At 64.5% G+C, this 19,300-nt stretch carries 16 protein-coding genes; 7 read left to right on the top strand and 9 right to left on the bottom strand.

The features are described from left to right. Positions 1-24: 24 nt before the first annotated feature. The 5 genes from FJ988_RS24205 to FJ988_RS24185 all read right to left on the bottom strand — a co-directional run bounded on the left by FJ988_RS24205 (position 25) and on the right by FJ988_RS24185 (position 6,300). On the bottom strand, positions 25-1,191 hold the full coding sequence (locus FJ988_RS24205; RefSeq protein ID WP_140820875.1) for an efflux RND transporter periplasmic adaptor subunit: 1,167 nt from the start codon (positions 1,189-1,191) through the stop codon (positions 25-27). Positions 1,192-1,559: 368 nt separating this feature from the next. Further along, the gene (locus FJ988_RS24200; RefSeq protein WP_140820874.1) at positions 1,560-2,981 is read right to left on the bottom strand and encodes a coniferyl aldehyde dehydrogenase; all 1,422 of its coding nucleotides are present in this window, start codon (positions 2,979-2,981) and stop codon (positions 1,560-1,562) included. 90 nt (positions 2,982-3,071) lie between these two features. Further along, entirely contained in the window at positions 3,072-3,494 is a 423-nt protein-coding gene (locus FJ988_RS24195) for a DUF6314 family protein (protein WP_140820873.1), read from the bottom strand. 82 nt (positions 3,495-3,576) lie between these two features. Beyond that, on the bottom strand, positions 3,577-4,707 hold the full coding sequence (locus tag FJ988_RS24190) for a patatin-like phospholipase family protein (RefSeq protein ID WP_140820872.1): 1,131 nt from the start codon (positions 4,705-4,707) through the stop codon (positions 3,577-3,579). Between the two features lie 507 nt (positions 4,708-5,214). Beyond that, positions 5,215-6,300 carry a citrate synthase/methylcitrate synthase gene (locus tag FJ988_RS24185; protein WP_140820871.1) on the bottom strand — a complete coding sequence of 362 codons (1,086 nt, stop codon included), beginning with the start codon at positions 6,298-6,300 and terminating at the stop codon, positions 5,215-5,217. Between the two features lie 89 nt (positions 6,301-6,389). Here FJ988_RS24185 and FJ988_RS24180 point away from each other — a divergent pair, with 89 nt between their 5' ends. Continuing rightward, a complete protein-coding gene (locus FJ988_RS24180; protein WP_140820870.1) occupies positions 6,390-7,535 on the top strand; it encodes a citrate synthase in 1,146 nt (381 codons plus the stop codon). A gap of 260 nt (positions 7,536-7,795) precedes the next feature. On the opposite strand, the gene phaR is transcribed toward FJ988_RS24180, so the two are convergent. Beyond that, a complete protein-coding gene (gene phaR / locus FJ988_RS24175) occupies positions 7,796-8,404 on the bottom strand; it encodes a polyhydroxyalkanoate synthesis repressor PhaR (RefSeq protein ID WP_140820869.1) in 609 nt (202 codons plus the stop codon). 301 nt (positions 8,405-8,705) lie between these two features. On the opposite strand from phaR, the gene FJ988_RS24170 reads away from it, so the two are divergent. The 6 genes from FJ988_RS24170 to FJ988_RS24145 all read left to right on the top strand — a co-directional run bounded on the left by FJ988_RS24170 (position 8,706) and on the right by FJ988_RS24145 (position 16,733). After that, entirely contained in the window at positions 8,706-9,890 is a 1,185-nt protein-coding gene (locus tag FJ988_RS24170; RefSeq protein WP_140820868.1) for an acetyl-CoA C-acetyltransferase, read from the top strand. 109 nt (positions 9,891-9,999) lie between these two features. Beyond that, a complete protein-coding gene (gene phbB / locus FJ988_RS24165) occupies positions 10,000-10,725 on the top strand; it encodes an acetoacetyl-CoA reductase (protein ID WP_140820867.1) in 726 nt (241 codons plus the stop codon). 699 nt (positions 10,726-11,424) lie between these two features. Next, positions 11,425-14,787 (top strand): helicase-related protein, encoded by a 3,363-nt coding sequence (locus FJ988_RS24160; protein ID WP_140820866.1) that lies wholly within the window; start codon positions 11,425-11,427, stop codon positions 14,785-14,787. Between the two features lie 124 nt (positions 14,788-14,911). Continuing rightward, positions 14,912-15,298: an RNA-binding S4 domain-containing protein gene (locus FJ988_RS24155; protein ID WP_140820865.1), complete on the top strand. Its 387-nt coding sequence runs from the start codon at positions 14,912-14,914 to the stop codon at positions 15,296-15,298. A 139-nt stretch (positions 15,299-15,437) separates the two neighbouring features. Next, on the top strand, positions 15,438-15,776 hold the full coding sequence (gene fdxA / locus FJ988_RS24150; protein ID WP_140820864.1) for a ferredoxin FdxA: 339 nt from the start codon (positions 15,438-15,440) through the stop codon (positions 15,774-15,776). 375 nt (positions 15,777-16,151) lie between these two features. Beyond that, entirely contained in the window at positions 16,152-16,733 is a 582-nt protein-coding gene (locus FJ988_RS24145; protein WP_040991750.1) for a CarD family transcriptional regulator, read from the top strand. Between the two features lie 64 nt (positions 16,734-16,797). On the opposite strand, the gene FJ988_RS24140 is transcribed toward FJ988_RS24145, so the two are convergent. From FJ988_RS24140 to FJ988_RS24130, 3 genes are all read right to left on the bottom strand, one after another. Beyond that, positions 16,798-17,574, bottom strand: a complete 777-nt coding sequence (locus tag FJ988_RS24140) for an amino acid ABC transporter ATP-binding protein (protein ID WP_140820863.1) — start codon at positions 17,572-17,574, stop codon at positions 16,798-16,800. Beyond that, positions 17,571-18,251, bottom strand: coding sequence for an ABC transporter permease subunit (locus tag FJ988_RS24135; protein WP_126064024.1), 681 nt, complete (start codon positions 18,249-18,251; stop codon positions 17,571-17,573). Before FJ988_RS24135 ends, FJ988_RS24140 begins: the two co-directional genes overlap by 4 nt. A 116-nt stretch (positions 18,252-18,367) precedes the next feature. Beyond that, the gene (locus tag FJ988_RS24130; protein ID WP_140820862.1) at positions 18,368-19,141 is read right to left on the bottom strand and encodes an amino acid ABC transporter substrate-binding protein; all 774 of its coding nucleotides are present in this window, start codon (positions 19,139-19,141) and stop codon (positions 18,368-18,370) included. Positions 19,142-19,300: the final 159 nt, after the last annotated feature.

Below are 19,300 nucleotides of genomic sequence, written 5' to 3'. Positions count from 1 at the left end.
AAGGCCCGGCGCGCCGCGTCGTGCTTACTGCGTGCCGGCGGTGGCTTCGCCGATCAGCTTGTTGATGGTGGCCTGATCGGCCTCGACCGGCTTGACCGTATCGCCTTCCTTCACCAGCTCCTGGCCGGCAACGATGATGCGCGCATCTTGCGGTATGCCGCCCAACACCAGACCGTGCGGCGTGTCGTCGACCAGGTCGATCGGGAAGAACGCCACCTTGTCGTCCTTGCCGACGGTGCGGATGCCGAGGTCGCCCTTGTCGCCCAGCGTCACTACCGAACGCGGCAGCATGACCGCATTGGTCGGCTCGGCGCTGAGCGTGATTTCGGCAGTCATGCCGGCAGGGATCGAACCGTCGCCATTGGGGATCGCCACTTCGACGCGGAAGGTGCGGGTCTGCGCCGAGGCATCGCGGCTGATGTAGCGGACGGTGCCGGTGACCTTCTGGTCGTTGACCAGCCGCACGTCGGCCTCGTCGCCGATCTTGATGTAGCGCAGGTCGCGCTCGCTGATCTCGCCGCGCGCGATCACCGGATCGAGCTTGAGGATCGTCGCCACCTCGCCGCCCTGCATAACCGAGCTGCCGAGCTCGACGGGAATGCGGTCGATGACGCCGTCGAACGGCGCCTTGACCTCGTTGCGGTCGAGTTCGGCCTGCGCGGTGTCGAGCTGCGATTGCGCCAGCGTCAGATTGGAGCGCGCGGTGTCGAGCTGCAGCTTGGGCAGATTGCCGGTCTTGGCCAGCCGCTCCGAGGCGTCAAGCTCAGCCTTGCGCTGCACCACGAGTTGCTTGGCATTGTCGAGGTTCGAGATTTTTTCCTCAGCCGCGAGCATCAGCACGAGGTCGCCGGTCTTGACGCGATCGCCCTGCTTGACCGGCAGCTTTTCGATGACGCCGTTGACGCGCGTCGCCAGCACGGCGCGCTTGTCGGCCTCGGTAAGGCCCGAGATCCGGATCGCCCGCGCATAGGTCTTGCGCGGCGGCGTCACCACCGCGACGGTGCGCGGCGCCGCTTTGGGTTCCGCTTCGGCCGTCTTCGGCTTTTCGGCCTCGGGCTGCGCGGGCTTGGCGGCATCCGCCGACTTCACCGCGGCACTGCCCACCGACGAGAAATGGCCCGTTCCCATCCAGGCGCCAAACCCAACGAGCACGACAAGGGCTGCAAGCTTGTGAAACCTGATTTTCGGCATCGTCATTTTTCCGTTGCAGGCCTGGCGAGGTCGGCGTTCCGACACCCGGGCGCGCGGCCGATATGGGTGCGCGCAGGGCCTTATTCAATTCGCCGTGATCGGCGAAACGCCGCTTCTACCTGAAAGTTGCGGCGCAATATAGCCGGAAAAGTTGCGGAACCATTGCGCCACGAAACGTCGCGTTTCGATAATTTTGGGCTCTTTCGCCGCTTTACCGCAGTTTTTCTGTAGGGTCGACCGATATTTACCCAGCTTACGCCGGGTTACTGGCAGCAGGCGTCAGGATGATGCAGGGCTTTTTCTCGCGAGCACTTGCAGTGTTGTCACACAACAATGGCTTACGCTCGCACATCCAGCAGCCATGATCGTCAGGTGATGAGATTGAGCAGCCGGAAGATCCGCTCGAAGGTCTTGCCATAGGGCGGGCGCAGCAGGCCGCCGGCGCTGAGCTTCGACTGGATGAAGATCGGCTTTTCCTTGCTGAAGGTGCGGAAACCCCATTCGCCGTGATAGGCGCCGATGCCGCTCTCGCCGACACCGCCGAAGGGCTGCCGCTCCTGCACCAGATGCAGCATGCAGTCGTTGACCGTAACGCCGCCGGCCACCGTCTCCTGCATCACCCTTTGGCGATTGGCGCCATCTTTGCCGAACCAGTAGAGCGCCAGCGGACGCTCGCCGCGGTTCACATGCTCGATGGCCTCGTCGACCGTCCCGTATTCGAGGATCGGCAGCACCGGCCCGAAAATCTCCTCGCGCATCAGCCGCAGATTGTCGCCGGCATTGCGCACCAGCACCGGCGCCATCTTGCGGTCGGTGACGCCGAGCTTCTCCTTGGCTGGATTGACCTCGATGACCTCGGCGCCGCTGTCGCGTGCTTCCGCCACCATGTCGCCGAGGCGCTTGTGATGCCGCTCGCTGACGATGGCCGTGTAGTCGGGATTGTCGCCGAGGCGCGGATAGAGCTTTGCCATGGCCGAAGCGAATTTCGCCGCGACCGCCGCGCTTTGTCCCTGCGGAACCATCAGATAGTCCGGCGCGATGCAGGTCTGCCCGGCATTGAGCAGCTTGCCGTAGGCGACGCTGGCGACGGAAGCATCGAGATCGCAGGACGGATCGAAGATCGCCGGCGACTTGCCGCCGAGCTCTAAAGTTACCGGCGTCAGATTGGCGGCGGCGGCCAGCGCCACTTGCCGGCCGACGGCAGTCGAGCCGGTGAACAATAGATGGTCGAAAGGCAGCGACACGAACGCCTTGCCGACATCGGCATCACCGACCACCACGCACACCTCGTCGGGCGAAAAATGTTCCTCGACCAGACGGGCCAGAAGATCCGAGAATTTCGGTGTCAGCTCCGACGGCTTGATCAGCACGCGGTTGCCGGCCGCCAAAGCCGCGGTCGCCGGGGCGATGGCGAGCTGGAACGGATAGTTCCAGGGCGAGACGATGCCGACCACGCCGAGCGGCTGCGGCAACAGCCGGTTGCGGCCCGGCATGAAGGGCAGGCTGGTGGCGACGCGGCGCTCGCGCATCCAACCGCGCACATGCGACAGCGCGTGCCTGATGCCGGCGCGCACGACGAACAATTCGGCAAGCCGCGTTTCCTGCGGCGAGCGCGCGGAAAAATCGCTGTCGATCGCAGCGCAGATCTCGGCCTCATGGCTTTCGGTCAGCGCCAACAAGCGCTTCAGCCGGTCCTTGCGCACGTCGATGGCGGGAAACGGCTCTTTCTCGAAGGCCCTGCACTGCGCCTCGAACCTGACGCCGAGGGTGTTCTGCCTCGTCTGCAGCATTGCGACCTCCCCTTTACGTTCAGGTAAGTTACATCGCGCGAAAGGCCGAATCCAGCGCCGGCCCCGGTTCCGCAGCGGAATGCTGTCAAATCAGGTGCGTAAGATGATGCGGCGGAACCGGCTGACGCTCGCATAGTTCTTGCGCGGGCCTTTCACCCGCCAGGCCTCCACCCATTCGTCTGAGCGAAAGATGAAACGCCCAATATAGAGGTCGTCGCCGCATTGATGGTGCACGATCTGCGACGGCGCGCCGCCAAGGCGGATGAACAATTCGGCGCCGCGAAAGACCAGCACGCAACCATCCTGCCGCTCCAGCCTGTAGGCGCGGCTCGCCGGCAGCGCCCGGTCGCCGACGCGCATTTCGCCTTCTTCCGAAAAGCCGCTGTCGGTCAGCAGAGCTTCGCCAGAAAACACGCAACCCGCCGAGCCGGCAAAGTCACGCACCACGCGGCGCACATGCCAGCGCCCGATCAAGGCGCTCGCCAGCTCCGGCAATGCGGCATTCAACAACATCGGCGGCTCGCTCCGGGCAAGGCAACCCTTGCCGATGGTCTATAGGCGGCCGTTCGGAATGCCGAAAGACCTCGCTAAGGGTTTAAGCCCGCCGCCTTGCCGCTTCCGGCTTCAGGTGCGCCGCCAGGAACTCCTTCACCCGTCGTCCAGGCGCCGAGCCGCGCAGCGGCTTCAACCCGTCGTCGAGCTCGCCCGACAGGTCGAGCGTCGCCCGGCTGCCGACGGCGTCGTAATTCTCCTCCAGCCAGTCGCTGGCCGCATTGCGGCCGAGGTCGCGCAGATAGGCCAGGAATGCCCATTCGGCATTGACCTTGGACGACGCAGACAGGTCCTTGAACGCCTCGTCGGCGTCGATGCGGTGCATGCGGATGTCGCGGTATTCCTGATGCGGCAGGCGGCCGGCGGCGATTAGTTCCTTGACGAAGGCAATCGCCCGGAATTCGCGCAAGAGGCCGGCATTGAAGGTGATCTCGTCGATGCGGTTCTGGATCTCGTTGGCGCTTTTCGGCGTGCCTTCGCGCACCACCGGGTTGATCTGCACCAGGAGCACGTCGTCGGTCGCCGTCGACTTGAAGAACGGATAGAGCGCCGGATTGCCGCCATAGCCGCCATCCCAATAGGGCACGCCCTTGATCTCGACGGCGCGGAAGAGTTGCGGCAGGCAGGCCGAGGCCATCACCGTATCGAGGTCTATCTCGCCGTCGGAGAAGACGCGCAACTGGCCGGTCTCGACATTGGTCGCCGAGATGAACAGTTCCATCGACTTGCAGGCATGCACGTTTGCGAAGTCGATCTCGTCCTCGACCACGTCGCGCAGCGGGTTGAGGCCGAGCGGGTTGGCGACATAGGGCGAGAACACCCGCGACATGGTGTCGAAGAACACATAGCCCGGCGTGTTCTCGACCGACCAGTTGCCCCAGGCGATATCCCAGGGCATGCGCTGCACAGGACTGAAGCGGCCCTTCGCCGCGACCGCCCGCCAGAAATCGTCGAGTTTTTGGCGAGCGCCTTCGACGCCGCCCCGGACAAAACCGTCGGCCAGCGCCACCGCATTCATGGCGCCGGCGCTGGTGCCGGACACCGCGGCGATATCCAGCCGGCCATCCTCGAGCAGCCGGTCGAGAACGCCCCAGGAGAAGGCGCCATGCGAGCCGCCTCCCTGGAGCGCGACGTTGATTTTCTTCCTGTCCTCCGCCTTGCCGTTCTTCGCCATGGCGTTCCTGTTCCTGATAAGTCGGCCTGCACCCCGCGTCATCGCGCGGGCAGCCGCCCATGTTGCAGTGCAGCATATAAGAACGGACTAAGGCAAGAACACGTACACACAAGCGTGATAATGGGACTTTTCCTCGCCCCGCGAAGTGGGCTACGGCATGCGCACATCATCTGTGACTGGCATGACTGATCAGGCTGCTGCTTGATTGCCAGGTGGTTCCCCCCAATCCGTTGCTGCTTCGCAGCGCCACCTTTCCCCCCTCCGGAGGGAAAGGAAGAGGAGCGTTGCTGGACGAGCGTCGACGGCAAAAAGCCTGGCGCCTTTCCTCTACCCCGTCGATCGGGGGAGAGGTGGCTCGGCGCGCAGCGTCGAGACGGAGTGGGGGTCGACCAGCGCTGCATTAGACAATGCATGCGCCAAGCTGCCACGCATGCTATCGCCAAAGCCAGCCGCTTCGGAATGTGTGCGTGCCGTGGCTCGCTTCGCGAGGGCGAGGAACCGAGCTTATCAAGCCACAAGATCCGGCACCGGCCCGACATAGCGCGACTGCGGCCGGATCAGCCGCCCGGTCGCCTGCTGCTCGCGGGCATGGGCGAGCCAACCGGCAACGCGGCCGGCGGCGAAGACGTTGGAGAAGGCTTCCTTGGGGAAGCCGACCGCCTCCAGAAGCATCGCGGTGTAGAATTCGACATTGGTCTGGAGCGAGCGCTGCGGCTTGGCAATGCGCAGCACTTCGAGCGCCGCCTGCTCCACCGTCTCAGCGAAGGCCAGCCGGCTGCCGGCCTCGCCGTGGCTGCCGAGCCGGCGCACCACCGCTTTCAGCACGTCGGCGCGCGGATCGCGCACGCGATAAATGCGGTGGCCGAAGCCCATGATGCGCCGCCCATGCGCGATCTCGTTCTGCAGCCAAGCCTTGGCGTCGCCGCTCCCTTCGATGGCGTCGAGCATCTCGATCACCGGCCCCGGCGCGCCGCCATGAAGCGGGCCTTTCAGCGCGCCGAGCCCGGCCAGGATCGCCGAGGTGAGACCGGCCTGCGTCGAGGCAACCACGCGCGTCGCGAAGGTCGAGGCGTTGAGCCCATGGTCGCACACCGTGACCAGATAGCTGTCCAATGCTTTTGCCAGTGCCGGCGAAGCAATGCCGGACAGCATGCGCAGCATATCGGCGGCATGATCGGAATTGGCGTCCGGCGCGATCGGCGCTTCGCCGCGTCCGAGGCGCAGCAGGGCCGGCGTCAGCACCGCCGGCGCCGCGATGAGCCGCAGCGCATCGCCGAGCCCGTCGCCGTCGTGCAGCATCGCCATGCCGGCGCGCATGCCGCTGTAGATGTCGAGCGGAGCAAGCTCCGCCAGCATCGGCCGCAGCCGCTCGAACACCTCGACGCGTGCCTCGCCGATCGCCTTCTCCAGCTCGCTGTCGCCCGGAAGTTCGTCGAAGAAGCCGTCGAACAGCAGCCTAACCACTTGAGCAAAACGCCAGCGGCCGGCCAGTTCCATCAGCGAATGGCCTCGGATGGTGAGATGCCCGCCCGCGCCGTCGACATCGGAAAGCACCGTGTCGGCCGCAACCACATCGTCGAGCCCGTTTGCCATGATTGTCTCCTTGACCTTTTGTGCATTGCAATTAAGGCTGCGCAATCAATGCATCAATCTTGATCAAGATAATCAATGTAAGGCGCCAAATGACGGAATGGCTGACGCGGGAAGAAGCGCTGAAGCGGCTTAATGTCCGGCCGCAGACGCTTTACGCCTATGTCAGCCGCGGCCGCATCGGCATGCAGCCGGACAGGGCCGATCCGCGCCGCAGCCAGTACCGCGCCGACGACATTGCGGCACTTGCGACGCGCCGGGCGCGCGGCAAGAGCCCGCAGGCCATCGCCGAAAGCGCCATCGCCTGGGGCGAGCCGGCGATCTCGACCTCGATCTCGACGGTGTCGCATGGCCGCCTCGTCTATCGCGGCAAGGATGCGGTGACGCTTTCGGCGACGGCGACATTGGAGGAGGCCGCAGCTTTGCTGTGGGCCTCCGACGCCGCGGTCTCCCTCGCCTCGCTCACCCCTTCCTCTGTTCGGCAAGCCGGCACGCCGACCGCGTTTGCGCACCTGTCGGCGCTGGCGGCCGAAGGCTGGCCCTCGCTCGGTCGCGGGCCGGCCATGCTGCAGCAGGACGGCGCCTCCGCCACCAGCGCGCTGGCGACGGCCCTCGGCGCCGTGCCGGGTACACGGTCCGTGCATGAAAGGCTGGCACAGGGCTGGTCGGTCGACGCCAAGGGCGCCGATCTCATCCGAAGGGCGCTGGTGCTGCTGGCCGATCACGAGCTCAACGCCTCGACCTTCGCCGCCCGTGTCGCCGCCTCGACCGGCGCGCCGATCGCGGCCTGCCTGCTCGCCGGCCTCGCCACGCTGACAGGCCCGCGCCACGGCGGCGCCGGCGCGGCGACGATCGCGCTGGTCGAGGATGCCGGACGGTTAGGCGCCGACGAGGCGATCGCGCGCTGGCTGGCGCATGACCGGCCGCTGCCCGGCTTCGGCCACCAGCTCTATCCCCAAGGCGACCCGCGCGCGCAGGGCCTGTTCGACGGTCTCGATATCGATGAGGGATTGTTGCGGCTGCGCGACGCGATCTTCGCCGCGACCGGCCTGCATCCGAACATCGACTTCGCACTCGCCGCGCTGACGCTCGGCCTCCGCCTCCCGGCCGATGCGCCGTTCCGCCTGTTCGCGCTCGGCCGCAGCGTCGGCTGGACGGCGCATGCCATCGAGCAGGTGACCAGCAACCGCCCGATCAGGCCGCGCGCCAGGTATGACGGGCCTGTGGAGAGAGGCTGACGGCCGCCTCTAGCGCAAACGACTGCGATTAGCGGAGACGTCTATCAAGTCGTCATTCCAGGGCGGAGCAAGGAGCGAAGCGACGCGCGCAGACCCTGGAATCCATGCCGTGACGCTAAGGCGTTGCAACGGTTCAGAATTCTGCTCCGCCGCGTTCTATGGCAGACGTCACGGAATGGATCCTCGGGTCAAGCCCGAGGATGACGAAGGGACGCGTGTTTACGGCTAATCCCAAACGCCGCGATCGCCACAAGAAGCCGTCAGGACATTGTGTCCAGCTTGCGCTGCATCGCCGCGATCTGCGCCTTCAATTCCTGCAGATCGTCGCCGCCCTTCTCCGCCGCTTCCTTCTTCGGCGTCTCGGCTGGCGCCGCGGCGCCGGTGCTTGCGGCGGGGAACGGCGTGAACATGCGCATCGCGTTCTGGAACATCTCCATGTTGCGGCGCGTCTGCTCTTCCAGCGCCTTCATCGGCGTGGCCATCTTCATGACGTCGATCGGCGTCTTGCCGAACGCGCCTTTGAGCTGCTCGCGAAAGCGCTCTTGCTCCTTCGAGAAGGCGATCATCGACTGTTCGAGGAAGCTCGGCACGATCATCTGCATCTGGTCGCCGTAGAAGGCGATGAGCTGGCGCAGGAACGGGATCGGCAGCATGTTCTGCCCGTCCTTGTTCTCCAGCTCGAAGATGATCTGCGTCAGCACCGGATGGGTGATGTCGTCGCCGGTCTTGGCGTCCTGCACCGTGAATTCTTCGCCCTTCTTGACCATGTCGGCCAAGTCTTCGAGCGTCACATACGTACTGGTGCCGGTGTTGTAGAGTCGGCGATTGGCATACTTCTTGATGACGATCGGGTCGTCTTTCGCGGCCATCCGTATCCTCCCCAGGATACCGGCACGCTTGGAGTAAGCGGCCGGTAACGATTGCGCCATTGGCGAGGATATGCGCAAAAGCGTCACAATTCCAAGTGGTTTGTGCAGTGCGGCATCAATTAATGCTGCAGGGCCACGGCAAAATCCGCTGCACGGTCAACGTCATGTTACCGCAACCGCCGGGCGCTCTGCTTGCCGCGCATGGCGGCCATGCCCATTTCCGGTTTGACTTGGGGTTTGGAACGGGCAAGAAAGTCCTAAAACGCCCCAAAACACGACACCTCGAAGTCTGGAGAAGAAAATGTCCGCATCCAACTCAATTGTCGTCGCCAGCGCTGCCCGCACCGCAGTCGGCTCCTTCAACGGCAGTTTCGCCGCCACGCCCGCGCATGAACTTGGCGCCGTGGTCATCAGGGAACTGCTCGCGCGCTCAGGCGTCGAGGCGGCCGAAGTCGACGAGGTCATCCTCGGCCAGGTGCTGACCGCCGCACAGGGCCAGAATCCGGCCCGCCAGGCTTCGATCAATGCCGGCCTGCCCAAGGAGACCACCGCTTGGGGCCTCAACCAGGTTTGCGGCTCGGGCCTGCGGGCCATCGCCCTCGGCATGCAGCAGATCGCCACCGGCGACGCCAAGGTGATCGTTGCCGGCGGCCAGGAATCGATGTCGCTGTCGCCGCACGCCGAGCACCTGCGCGCCGGCGTCAAGATGGGCGACTACAAGATGATCGACACCATGATCAAGGACGGGTTGTGGGATGCCTTCAACGGCTACCACATGGGCAATACCGCCGAGAACGTCGCCCGCCAGTTCCAGATCACCCGCGACACCCAGGACGAGTTCGCGCTGGCCTCGCAGAACAAGGCCGAGGCCGCGCAGAAGGCCGGCAAGTTCAAGGACGAGATCGTCGCCTTCACCATCAAGGGCAAGAAGGGCGACACGATTGTCGACCAGGACGAGTATATCCGCCATGGCGCCACGCTCGACGCCATGACCAAACTGAAGCCGGCCTTCGACAAGGACGGCACGGTCACTGCCGCCAACGCTTCCGGCATCAATGACGGCGCCGCCGGCGCGCTGCTGATGACTGAAGCCGAGGCCGCCCGGCGGGGCATTACCCCGCTGGTTCGCATCGCCTCCTGGGCGACCGCCGGCGTCGACCCGTCGATCATGGGCACTGGACCTATCCCGGCTTCGAAGCGCGCGCTGGAGAAGGCAGGCTGGTCGGTCAAGGACCTCGACCTCGTCGAAGCCAACGAGGCCTTCGCGGCGCAGGCCTGCGCCGTCAACCAGGGCATGGGCTGGGATCCCTCGATCGTCAACGTCAATGGCGGGGCGATCGCCATCGGCCATCCGATCGGCGCCTCCGGCGCCCGCGTCTTCAACACGCTGGTCTTCGAGATGCGCCGCCGCGGCGCCAAGAAGGGCCTCGCCACGCTCTGCATCGGCGGCGGCATGGGCGTCGCCATGTGCGTGGAAGCGCTCTGAACAAGCCAATAGCGAATAGGGGAGAATGGCGTCGGCGCGGCGGGATATCGGATCCCTACTCGCTATTCGCCACTCCCTACTCGCCCCGAGGATCAAAGGGAGGAAGCGCATGAGCAAGGTAGCAATCGTCACCGGTGGATCGCGCGGCATCGGCGCCGCCATATCGGTCGCCCTGAAAAGCGCCGGCTATTCGGTCGCGGCTAATTATGCCGGCAACGACGAGGCGGCCCAGAAATTCAAGGCCGAGACCGGCATCCCGGTCTACAAATGGTCGGTCGCCGACTACGAGGCCTGCGCCGCAGGCATCAAGCAGGTCGAAGCCGATCTCGGCCCGGTCTCCGTCTTGGTCAACAATGCCGGCATCACCCGCGACGCCATGTTCCACAAGATGACGCCCGCGCAGTGGAAAGAGGTCATCGACACCAACCTCTCCGGCGTCTTCAACATGACGCATCCGCTGTGGAGCGGCATGCGCGACCGCAAGTTCGGCCGCGTGATCACCATCTCCTCGATCAACGGCCAGAAGGGCCAGGCCGGCCAGGTCAACTACTCCGCCGCAAAGGCCGGCGACATCGGCTTCTCCAAGGCGCTGGCTCAGGAGGGCGCGCGTGCGGGCATCACCGTCAACGTGATCTGCCCCGGCTACATCGCCACCGAAATGGTCAAGGCGATCGACGAAAAAGTGCTCAACGAGCGCATCCTCCCGCAGATCCCGGTCGGCCGCCTCGGTGAGCCGGAAGAGATCGCGCGCTGCGTCGTCTTCCTCGCTTCCGACGAGGCCGGCTTCATCACCGGCTCGACCATCACCGCCAATGGCGGCCAGTACTTCGCCTGAGGTCTTCTGCAAGCAGGCGGCCTGATATCGAGCCGCCTGTTTTCATGCCGCCGGCAAGAGCGGCGCGACGCGATGCGTCAATTCGGCACGCAATGGTTAACGCCGCTTGCCAGATCCTGTGCGCAACCTCGTTCACAAGCTGTGCGCTATCGGTGCACAAGCTGTGGATAACACCATATCTAGGGGTGAACAAACCGGGAAACTCGGCTCAGCTCCGATTCGTCGCCGATTCGTTCTGGCTTTGGCCGGGAAGTTAACGGCGAGGCCCTCAAAAGCTACGAAATTCGTTAAGAACCGTTAAGAAAGATCAACGATTTCATAACCTTGCGAACCGCCTGTCGATCGACCGCAACCGCTTGCCGGCAAAGGTTAACGGACTTCCGCGCATTGCAGCACCCCAGCATAAATCGGGCCAGTTCGCAGATTCAGCATGTGGTGAGACTCGTCGTCGGAAAATCCACATATAGCCGTGAACAAAACCTGAATCGGAACGAGTCAGCGATTCGTCGCCGATTCGTTCCAGACTCGTTCCAGCCGTTAACGAGAACCGATTTTTCAGGGTCCCTACCAAGCTCGCTTGGTCCCAAAGGAACATTCCGCTTTCGCTTGTCGAGCTAAATCCCTATGTGTCGGCTGTCACACGCGGCAGCGCTGTGGTGCTTCAGACCAAGAGCGGCAGAAACCCTTATTTCCGGGCCGATGAATATCCAGCCGAAACACAAAGAGCCGCTGATCCTTTCGGGCCGCGACGTGACGGCCGTGCTAGGCCCCACCAACACCGGCAAGACGCATCTGGCCATCGAGCGCATGGTGGCGCATGAGACCGGGGTGATCGGCCTGCCGCTGAGGCTGCTCGCCCGCGAAGTCTACACCCGCGTGTGCGAGAAGGTCGGCGCCCACAAGGTGGCGCTGATCACCGGTGAGGAGAAGATCGTTCCGGCCGGCGCGAAATATTCCGTCTGCACCGTCGAGGCGATGCCGCGCGACACCGACGCCGCCTTCGCCGCCATCGACGAGGTGCAACTCGCCGGCGATCTCGAACGCGGCCATATCTTCACCGACCGCATCCTGCATCTGCGCGGCCGCCAGGAGACGCTGCTTCTCGGCGCGGCCACCATGCATGGCATCCTGCAGAAGCTCTTGAAGGGCGTATCGGTGGTGACGCGGCCGCGCCTGTCGCATCTCGCCTATGCCGGCTCGAAGAAGCTGACCCGGCTGCCGCGGCGCACCGCGATCGTCGCCTTCTCGGCCGACGAGGTCTATGCCATCGCCGAATTGATCCGCCGCCAGCAGGGCGGTGCGGCCGTTGTGCTCGGCGCACTCTCGCCCCGCACCCGCAACGCCCAGGTGGCGCTGTTCCAGTCCGGCGATGTCGACTATCTCATCGCCACCGACGCCATCGGCATGGGGCTGAACCTCGATCTCGACCATGTCGCCTTCGCGCAGAACCGCAAATTCGACGGCTACCAGTACCGCAACCTGACCGCCGCCGAGCTTGGCCAGATCGCCGGCCGCGCCGGGCGGCATTTGCGCGACGGTACCTTCGGCGTCACCGGCCAGGTCGATCCGTTCGACGAGGATCTCATCAAGAAGATCGAAGGCCACGACTTCGATCCGGTGAAGGTGCTGCAATGGCGCACCGCCGATTTCGATTTTTCCAGCCTCGACGCGCTGAAGCGTTCGATCGAGACCAACGCGCCGGTCGAGGGCCTGACCCGCGCGCTGCCGGCGGTTGATGCGCAGGCGCTGGAGCATCTGTCGCGGGACGAGGAAATCCGCGCTCTGGCCACCACCAGTGATCGGGTCGCCTTGCTCTGGGAAGCTTGCGCGCTGCCGGACTACCGCAAGATCGCGCCGGCCCAGCATGCCGATCTCATCGCCTCGATCTATATGGACCTTGCCCGCCATGGCCATGTCGATGAGAATTACATGGCCGAGCAGGTGCGGCGCGCCGACACGACCGAAGGCGATATCGACACGCTGTCGCACCGCATCGCGCAGATCCGCACCTGGACTTTCGTCTCCAACCGTCCCGGCTGGCTGGCCGATCAGCTACACTGGCAGGAAAAGACGCGCGAAATCGAAGACAGATTGTCCGATGCGCTGCATGAGCGGTTGACGAAACGCTTCGTAGACCGCAGGACTTCCGTCCTCATGCGGCGCCTTAGAGAAAATACCATGCCTGAAGCCGAAATCAGCCCTACCGGAACCGTCCTCGTCGAAGGCCATCATGTCGGCGAGTTGCAGGGGTTCCGCTTCACCGCCGACCAGAGCGCCGGCGGCGAGGATGCCAAGGCGGTGCGCACCGCCGCCCAGAAGGCGCTCGCGGCCGAGTTCGATGCGCGCGCCGAGCGCTTTGCCGCTTGCGCCAATGGCGACCTGGCGCTGGGCTCTGAAGGCGTCCTGCGCTGGATCGGCGCGCCGATCGGCACGCTGGTCGCCGGCGACGAGGCGCTGAAGCCGCGTCTCGTGCTTCTGGCCGACGAGCAGCTGACCGGCCCTGCCCGCGACAAGGTCGCGGCGCGTGCCGAGCGTTTCGTCAATTTCCGGATCGAGTCGCTCTTGAAGCCGCTGGTCGATCTGAAGAATGCCGACCAGCTCACCGGCATCGCGCGCGGCATCGCGTTCCAGCTCGTCGAGCATTATGGCCTGATCAACCGCCGCGACATCGCCGAAGAGATGAAGACGCTCGACCAGGAAGGCCGCGCGGCGCTTCGTCGTCTGGGCGTGCGCTTCGGCGCCTACCATGTCTTCGTGCCGGCGCTGATCAAGCCGGCGCCTTCCGATCTGGTTACGCTGCTATGGGCGCTGAAGAACGACGGCAAGGATAAGCCGGGCTTCGGCGACGTCGTGCATGCGCTGGCCTCGGGCCGCACCTCGGTGGTCATCGACCCGGCTTTCGACAAGTCCTTCTACAAGCTCGCCGGTTACCGCAATCTCGGCCGCCGCGCCGTGCGCGTCGACATCCTCGAGCGGCTTGCCGACCTGATCCGGCCGGCGACCAACTGGAAGCCCGGCCTCGGGCAGCGCCCGGACGGCGCCTATGACGGCCACGCCTTCATGGTGACGCCGCCGATGATGTCGATCCTCGGCGCCACCGCCGACGACATGGAAGAGATCCTCAAGGGTCTGGGCTACCGCGCCGAACCGAAGCCGGCCGCCGAAGTGAAGGCGAAGCTGGACGCTCAGGACAACGCGGCCCGCGAAGCGGCAGCCGCGAAGCTGGCAGCGGAAGAAGCCGCCCGCGCCGCGGCGGCGACCGAAGCCGCGCCGGTTGATACCGGCGTGGAGCCGTCGGCCGAAAACGCGGACCCGGCGGCCGATCCGGTGGAGACGGCGGAGCCCGTCGGCGAAGTTGCCGTGGAGCCGGCTGCCGAGGCCGAACCCGTATCGGAAGAGACGGTGCCTGCGGACGCCACGGCTGCAAGCCAGCCGGCGGAGGAGCAATCCGAAGCACCGGCAGCTGTCGAGGTGGCAGCTTCGGCAAGCGAGACTGCCCAGCCGGAACCCCCGGAGGAAGGCGAGACGACGGCGGCTGACGCTGTCGCATCGGAAGCAGTTTCCGGTGACGCGCCGGCCGAGGCCGAAGAGCCGAAGCCTATCCTTCTGTGGCGGCAGGCGCGCTTCGACCACCAGCGCCCGCGCCATCGCCAAGACAACAACCGCCGCGACAATCGTCCGCGCAACGGCCAACCCGCGCGCGAGCCAAGCGCGGCAAGCGGCCAGCCCGGCGACAGGCCGGCGCAGGAGGGCCGCCGCGACGGCGCCGGCAAGCCGCGCTTCGACCGCTCGAAATTCAAGCCGCGGCCGGACGCCGGCGACCGGCGCGAGAATGGCGAGCGCCGCGAAGGCAGGCCGCAGGGCGATCGCCCGGATCGCAACGACGGGGGCCGCCGCGAAGGCCGGCCGGACTGGAAAGGCAAGAGGCAGGACGGCAAGGGCAACGCTCCGGCCGGCAAGCCGGCCTTCCAGGCCAAGCCGCGCGAGGAGCGCCCGCAGCGCTTCGATCCGGATTCGCCCTTCGCCAAGCTCGCCGCCTTGCGCGACCAACTGAAGAAATGAGCATGATCCCGAAAAGTGGGAACCGGTTTTCGGACAAGATCATGCTCCAACAAAGAGACAGCATGATCCCAAAAAGCGGGAATCGGTTTTCGGGCGAGATCATGCTCCAAAAAAGCTAGCTGCGATGGTTGGAGAGGGCCGCCAGCGCATCGACAAATGGCTGTTCTTCTCGCGCGCCGTGAAATCGCGCTCGCTGGCGGCAAAGGTCGTCACTGCCGGCCGCGTCCGCATCAATCGCGACAAAGCAGCGCAGGCCTCGGATCTGGTCAAGCCGGGCGACGTGCTGACCATCACGCTGGAGGGCCGCATACTGGTCTGGAAGGTGCTGAATTGCGGCAGCCGGCGCGGCCCCGCGGACGAGGCGCGCCTGCTTTACGAGGATATGTCGCCGACGCCTTCGCCGAAGGGCGAGGCCGTTCGCGACGCCATTCCGGCGCTGCGCGAGGCGGGCAGCGGCCGCCCGACCAAACGCGAGCGCCGGCAAACCGACCGGCTGCTTGGCGAGGATTGAACGCAACCGCAGGCGGTAGCGGCTGGAATTCCTTTTCGCAACCCCGGCGATGCCCCCAAGCCGCGCCCTTGCATGCGGCGGGCAAAGGCGTTACCTCACCTGGAAAAGCCGAGCAAATCGGGACGTCCCGGAGCCTGCAATGACCTATGTCGTGACCGACAATTGCATTAAATGCAAATACATGGACTGCATCGAGGTCTGTCCGGTCGACTGTTTCTACGAAGGCGAGAACATGCTCGTCATCCATCCCGACGAGTGCATCGACTGCGGCGTCTGCGAGCCCGAATGCCCGGCCGACGCAATCAAGCCGGACACTGAGTCCGGTCTCGACAAATGGTTGCAGATCAATTCCGAATACGCCGAGAAATGGCCCAACATCACGGCCAAGAAGGAACCGCCCGCGGACGCGAAAAGCTTCGACGGCGAGGCCGGAAAGTTCGAGAAGTATTTCTCCGCCGAGCCCGGCGAAGGCGATTGATACGGGCGCCGGCGATGCCGGCATGACGCGGCGTAACGAGGCCGATGGATTTACTGTCTTGACAGGCAGCGATGGCGCTCGGCGTTAGCGAACGCAGCAAAACCTTGATTCTTCCGACTTTTTGTGTTACATCAGACAAACATGCCGGTGACACAACATCGATTTATGGCGCTGACGCCTCAAATCACTGAAAGGTGAACGTCTCAAACCCGAACCAGAGCAATCTGGGACAGGCGGTCGCATTCGTGCGCTTTGCTGGTCTCGGCTTTTTCGGTTCGGTTCACCTGTTGTGCGGCTAAAGATCGGCCACCGCCGGTCACAAGAGTTCAGCCGGCGCCGCCATGCCGGCGCTACAACCAAGGAGTTCAGGGCGTAATGGCAACGATCACCCCGCAGAAGAAGTCCAACGCAGCTCGCCACGGGTTCAAGACCGGCGAGTTCATCGTCTACCCGGCGCACGGCGTCGGCCAGATCGTCGCGATCGACGAGCAGGAAGTTGCGGGTCACAAGCTGGAATTGTTCGTCATCGACTTCCAGAAGGACAAGATGCGTCTGAAGGTGCCGGTCGCCAAGGCGACCTCGATCGGCATGCGCAAGCTGTCGGAAGAGGATTATGTCGACCGCGCGCTGAAGGTCGTGCAGGGCCGCGCCCGCATCAAGCGGACCATGTGGTCGCGCCGCGCGCAGGAATATGACGCCAAGATCAACTCCGGCGATCTGATTTCGATCTCGGAAGTGGTGCGCGACCTCTACCGCGCCGACAACCAGCCGGAGCAGTCCTATTCCGAGCGCCAGCTTTATGAAGCCGCGCTCGACCGCATGGCGCGCGAGATTGCCGCCGTCAACCGCATGTCGGAGACCGAGGCGGTTCGCCTCATCGAGGTCAACCTCAACAAGGGTCCGAAGCGCGGTGCCAAGGCCGACAACGAGGAAGCCGAGCAGGAAGAAGCTGCCTGAGCTTTTCGCTCATTGAATTGCAAAAACCCGGCCTCGCGCCGGGTTTTTGTTTTTGACCCAAGGATTACGCCGCGCTACCGACGTCCTTCTGGGCCTCTTCCTGGCGCAGCGAGGCGATGAAGCGTTTTGTCCGTTCGCGCTCGGGATTGTCGAAGACGACCGAGGCCGGGCCTTTCTCGACGACGACGCCGGCGTCGAGGAACACCACCTCCTGCGCGATCTTGGAAGCGAGCCTGAGATCATGCGTGGCCATCACCATGGTCGTGCCTTCGCGGGCGAGTTGCCCCAGCACGTCGACCACTTCCTGCGCAAGTTCGGGATCGAGCGCCGAGGTTGGTTCGTCGCACAGCAGCACACGCGGCGACGGCGCCAGCGCGCGCGCGATCGCCACGCGCTGCTGCTGGCCGCCGGACAGCGTCGCCGGCCAGGCATCGGCCTTGTGCGCCATGCCGACCTTTTCGAGCAGTGCCAGCGCCCGTTCACGCGCCTTCGGCTCCGGCCATTTCAGCACCGTCACCAGCCCTTCCATGACATTCTCGATCGCGGTGCGATGCGGGAAGAGCTGGAAATTCTGGAACACCATGCCGGTCTGCAGGCGGATGCGCTGGATATCCTTTGCCGGCACCTTGCCGCCCGGATGGAATTCAAGCGCCTCGTCGCCGATGCGCAAGCTGCCCGAGGTCGGGATCTCCAGCAGGTTGATGCAGCGCAGAAGTGTGCTCTTGCCGCCGCCCGATGGGCCGACCAGCGCCGTCACGCTGCCTTCGTCGAGGCTGACGCTGACACCCTTAAGCACCAGATTGTCGCCGAAGCGCTTTTCGATGTTGGTGAGGCCGATCATGAATTGGCCTCCAGGAAGCCGCCGTAGCGGTTGAGCCGCACCTCGAGCCGCGCCTGCAGCGCAGACAGCACCGAGCTCAGCGCCAGGTAAAGCGCTGCAGCCTCGACATAGAGGATCAGCGGCTCATAGGTGGTGGCGACGATACGCTGCGCGGCCTGGAACATCTCCGGCACGGTTATGGCGGCCGCCAGCGACGTATCCTTGACCAGCGAGATGAAGGTGTTGGAGAGCGGCGGCACGGCGACGCGCCCCGCTTGCGGCAGGATGGTGCGCCGCATCGCCTGGCTCCAGGTCATGCCGATCGAATAGGAGGCCTCCCACTGTCCTTTCGGCACCGAGCCGATGACGGCGCGGATGATCTCCGACGTGTAGGCGCCGATGTTGAGGGTGAAGCCGATAAGTGCCGCCGGAAAGGCGTCGAGCAGGATGCCGACCGAAGGCAGGCCATAGAAGATCAGGAAGAGCTGCACGAGCAGCGGCGTGCCGCGAAAGATCCAGACATAGAAGCGCACCAGGGCGACCAGCGGCTTCGGGCCGAACAGCCGGATCAGCGCCGTCACCAGCCCGGCGATCAGGCCGAGCGCGAACGACAGCAGCGTCAACGGCACGGTGAAGATCAGCGCCGCCCACAACAGCGTCGGCAAGGACTCCAGCATCAATTGCAGCCAGTGCGGCACGGAACCCCTCTCCTTCAACGACATGGCGGCGGCAGCACCGCGGCTTAGGACTATCATGCAAAAACCGGCGGACCGTCAAAGACGGATCCGCCGGTTTTTCTAACAAGCGCTATCGCTTATTTCGAAACGTCCTGGCCGAAATACTTGTCGGCGATCTTCTTGTAGGTGCCGTCGGCCTTGATGTCGGCCAGAGCCTTGTTGATGGCGGCGACCAGTTCCGGGTCGCCCTTGCGCACGATGACGCCGGAATAATCGGCATTCTCTTCCTGCGCGGCGATCTTCACATTGGCGTCCGGCTTGTGCTTCTTGAAGTCGAGAAAGGACAGGCTGTCGTTGATGGTGGCGTCGGCGCGGCCGGTGAGCAGGAGCTGGATCGACTGGTCGAAGCCGTCGGTGCCGACAAGTTCCGCGCCGTTGGACTCGGCGAGCTTGCCGAAGTTCGAGGTCAGCGACTGCGCCGACTTCTTGCCCTTGAGATCGGCGAAGGTCTTGATGTCGGCGTTGTCGCCGCGCACGATCAGCACCGCCTTGGAGGCGATATAGGGATCGGAGAAATCATACTTGGCCTTGCGCGCATCGGTGATGCCGACCTCGTTGATAACGGCGTCGTAGCGGTTGGCGTCGAGGCCGGCGATCAGCCCGTCCCACTTGCCCTCGAGGAACTCGACCTTGACCCCGAGCTTCTCGCCGATCGCCTTGGCGATCTCGACATCGAAGCCGACCAGCGCGTTGGATTCGTCGTGATAGGTGAAAGGCGCATAGGTGCCTTCCGTGCCGACCTTGATGACGCCCGCCTGCTTGATCTGGTCGAGATTGGCGCCGGCATGGCCGGCGGTGACCGCCAGAACCTGCAGCGTTCCGGCGATGAGGAGTGGTTTAAGCCATTTCATTTTTATGTGATCCCGTTTTGACCGGATGCTCCGGCGCAGTGTGAGGGCTGGAACCTGACAGATCGAAAGCCGCGAAATAAGGAACCACATTTCAAAAATCGGTCGTTCCAGGAACCCGATTCTCAAAGCCTGGCGAAAATCCAGCAAGACGGCTTCCGT

It is taken from the genome of Mesorhizobium sp. CU3 (assembly GCF_006442965.1).
In the GTDB taxonomy this organism is placed as follows: domain Bacteria; phylum Pseudomonadota; class Alphaproteobacteria; order Rhizobiales; family Rhizobiaceae; genus Mesorhizobium.
Note: the sequence above shows the minus strand (reverse complement) of the source record. Positions and strands in the feature narration are given on the sequence as shown.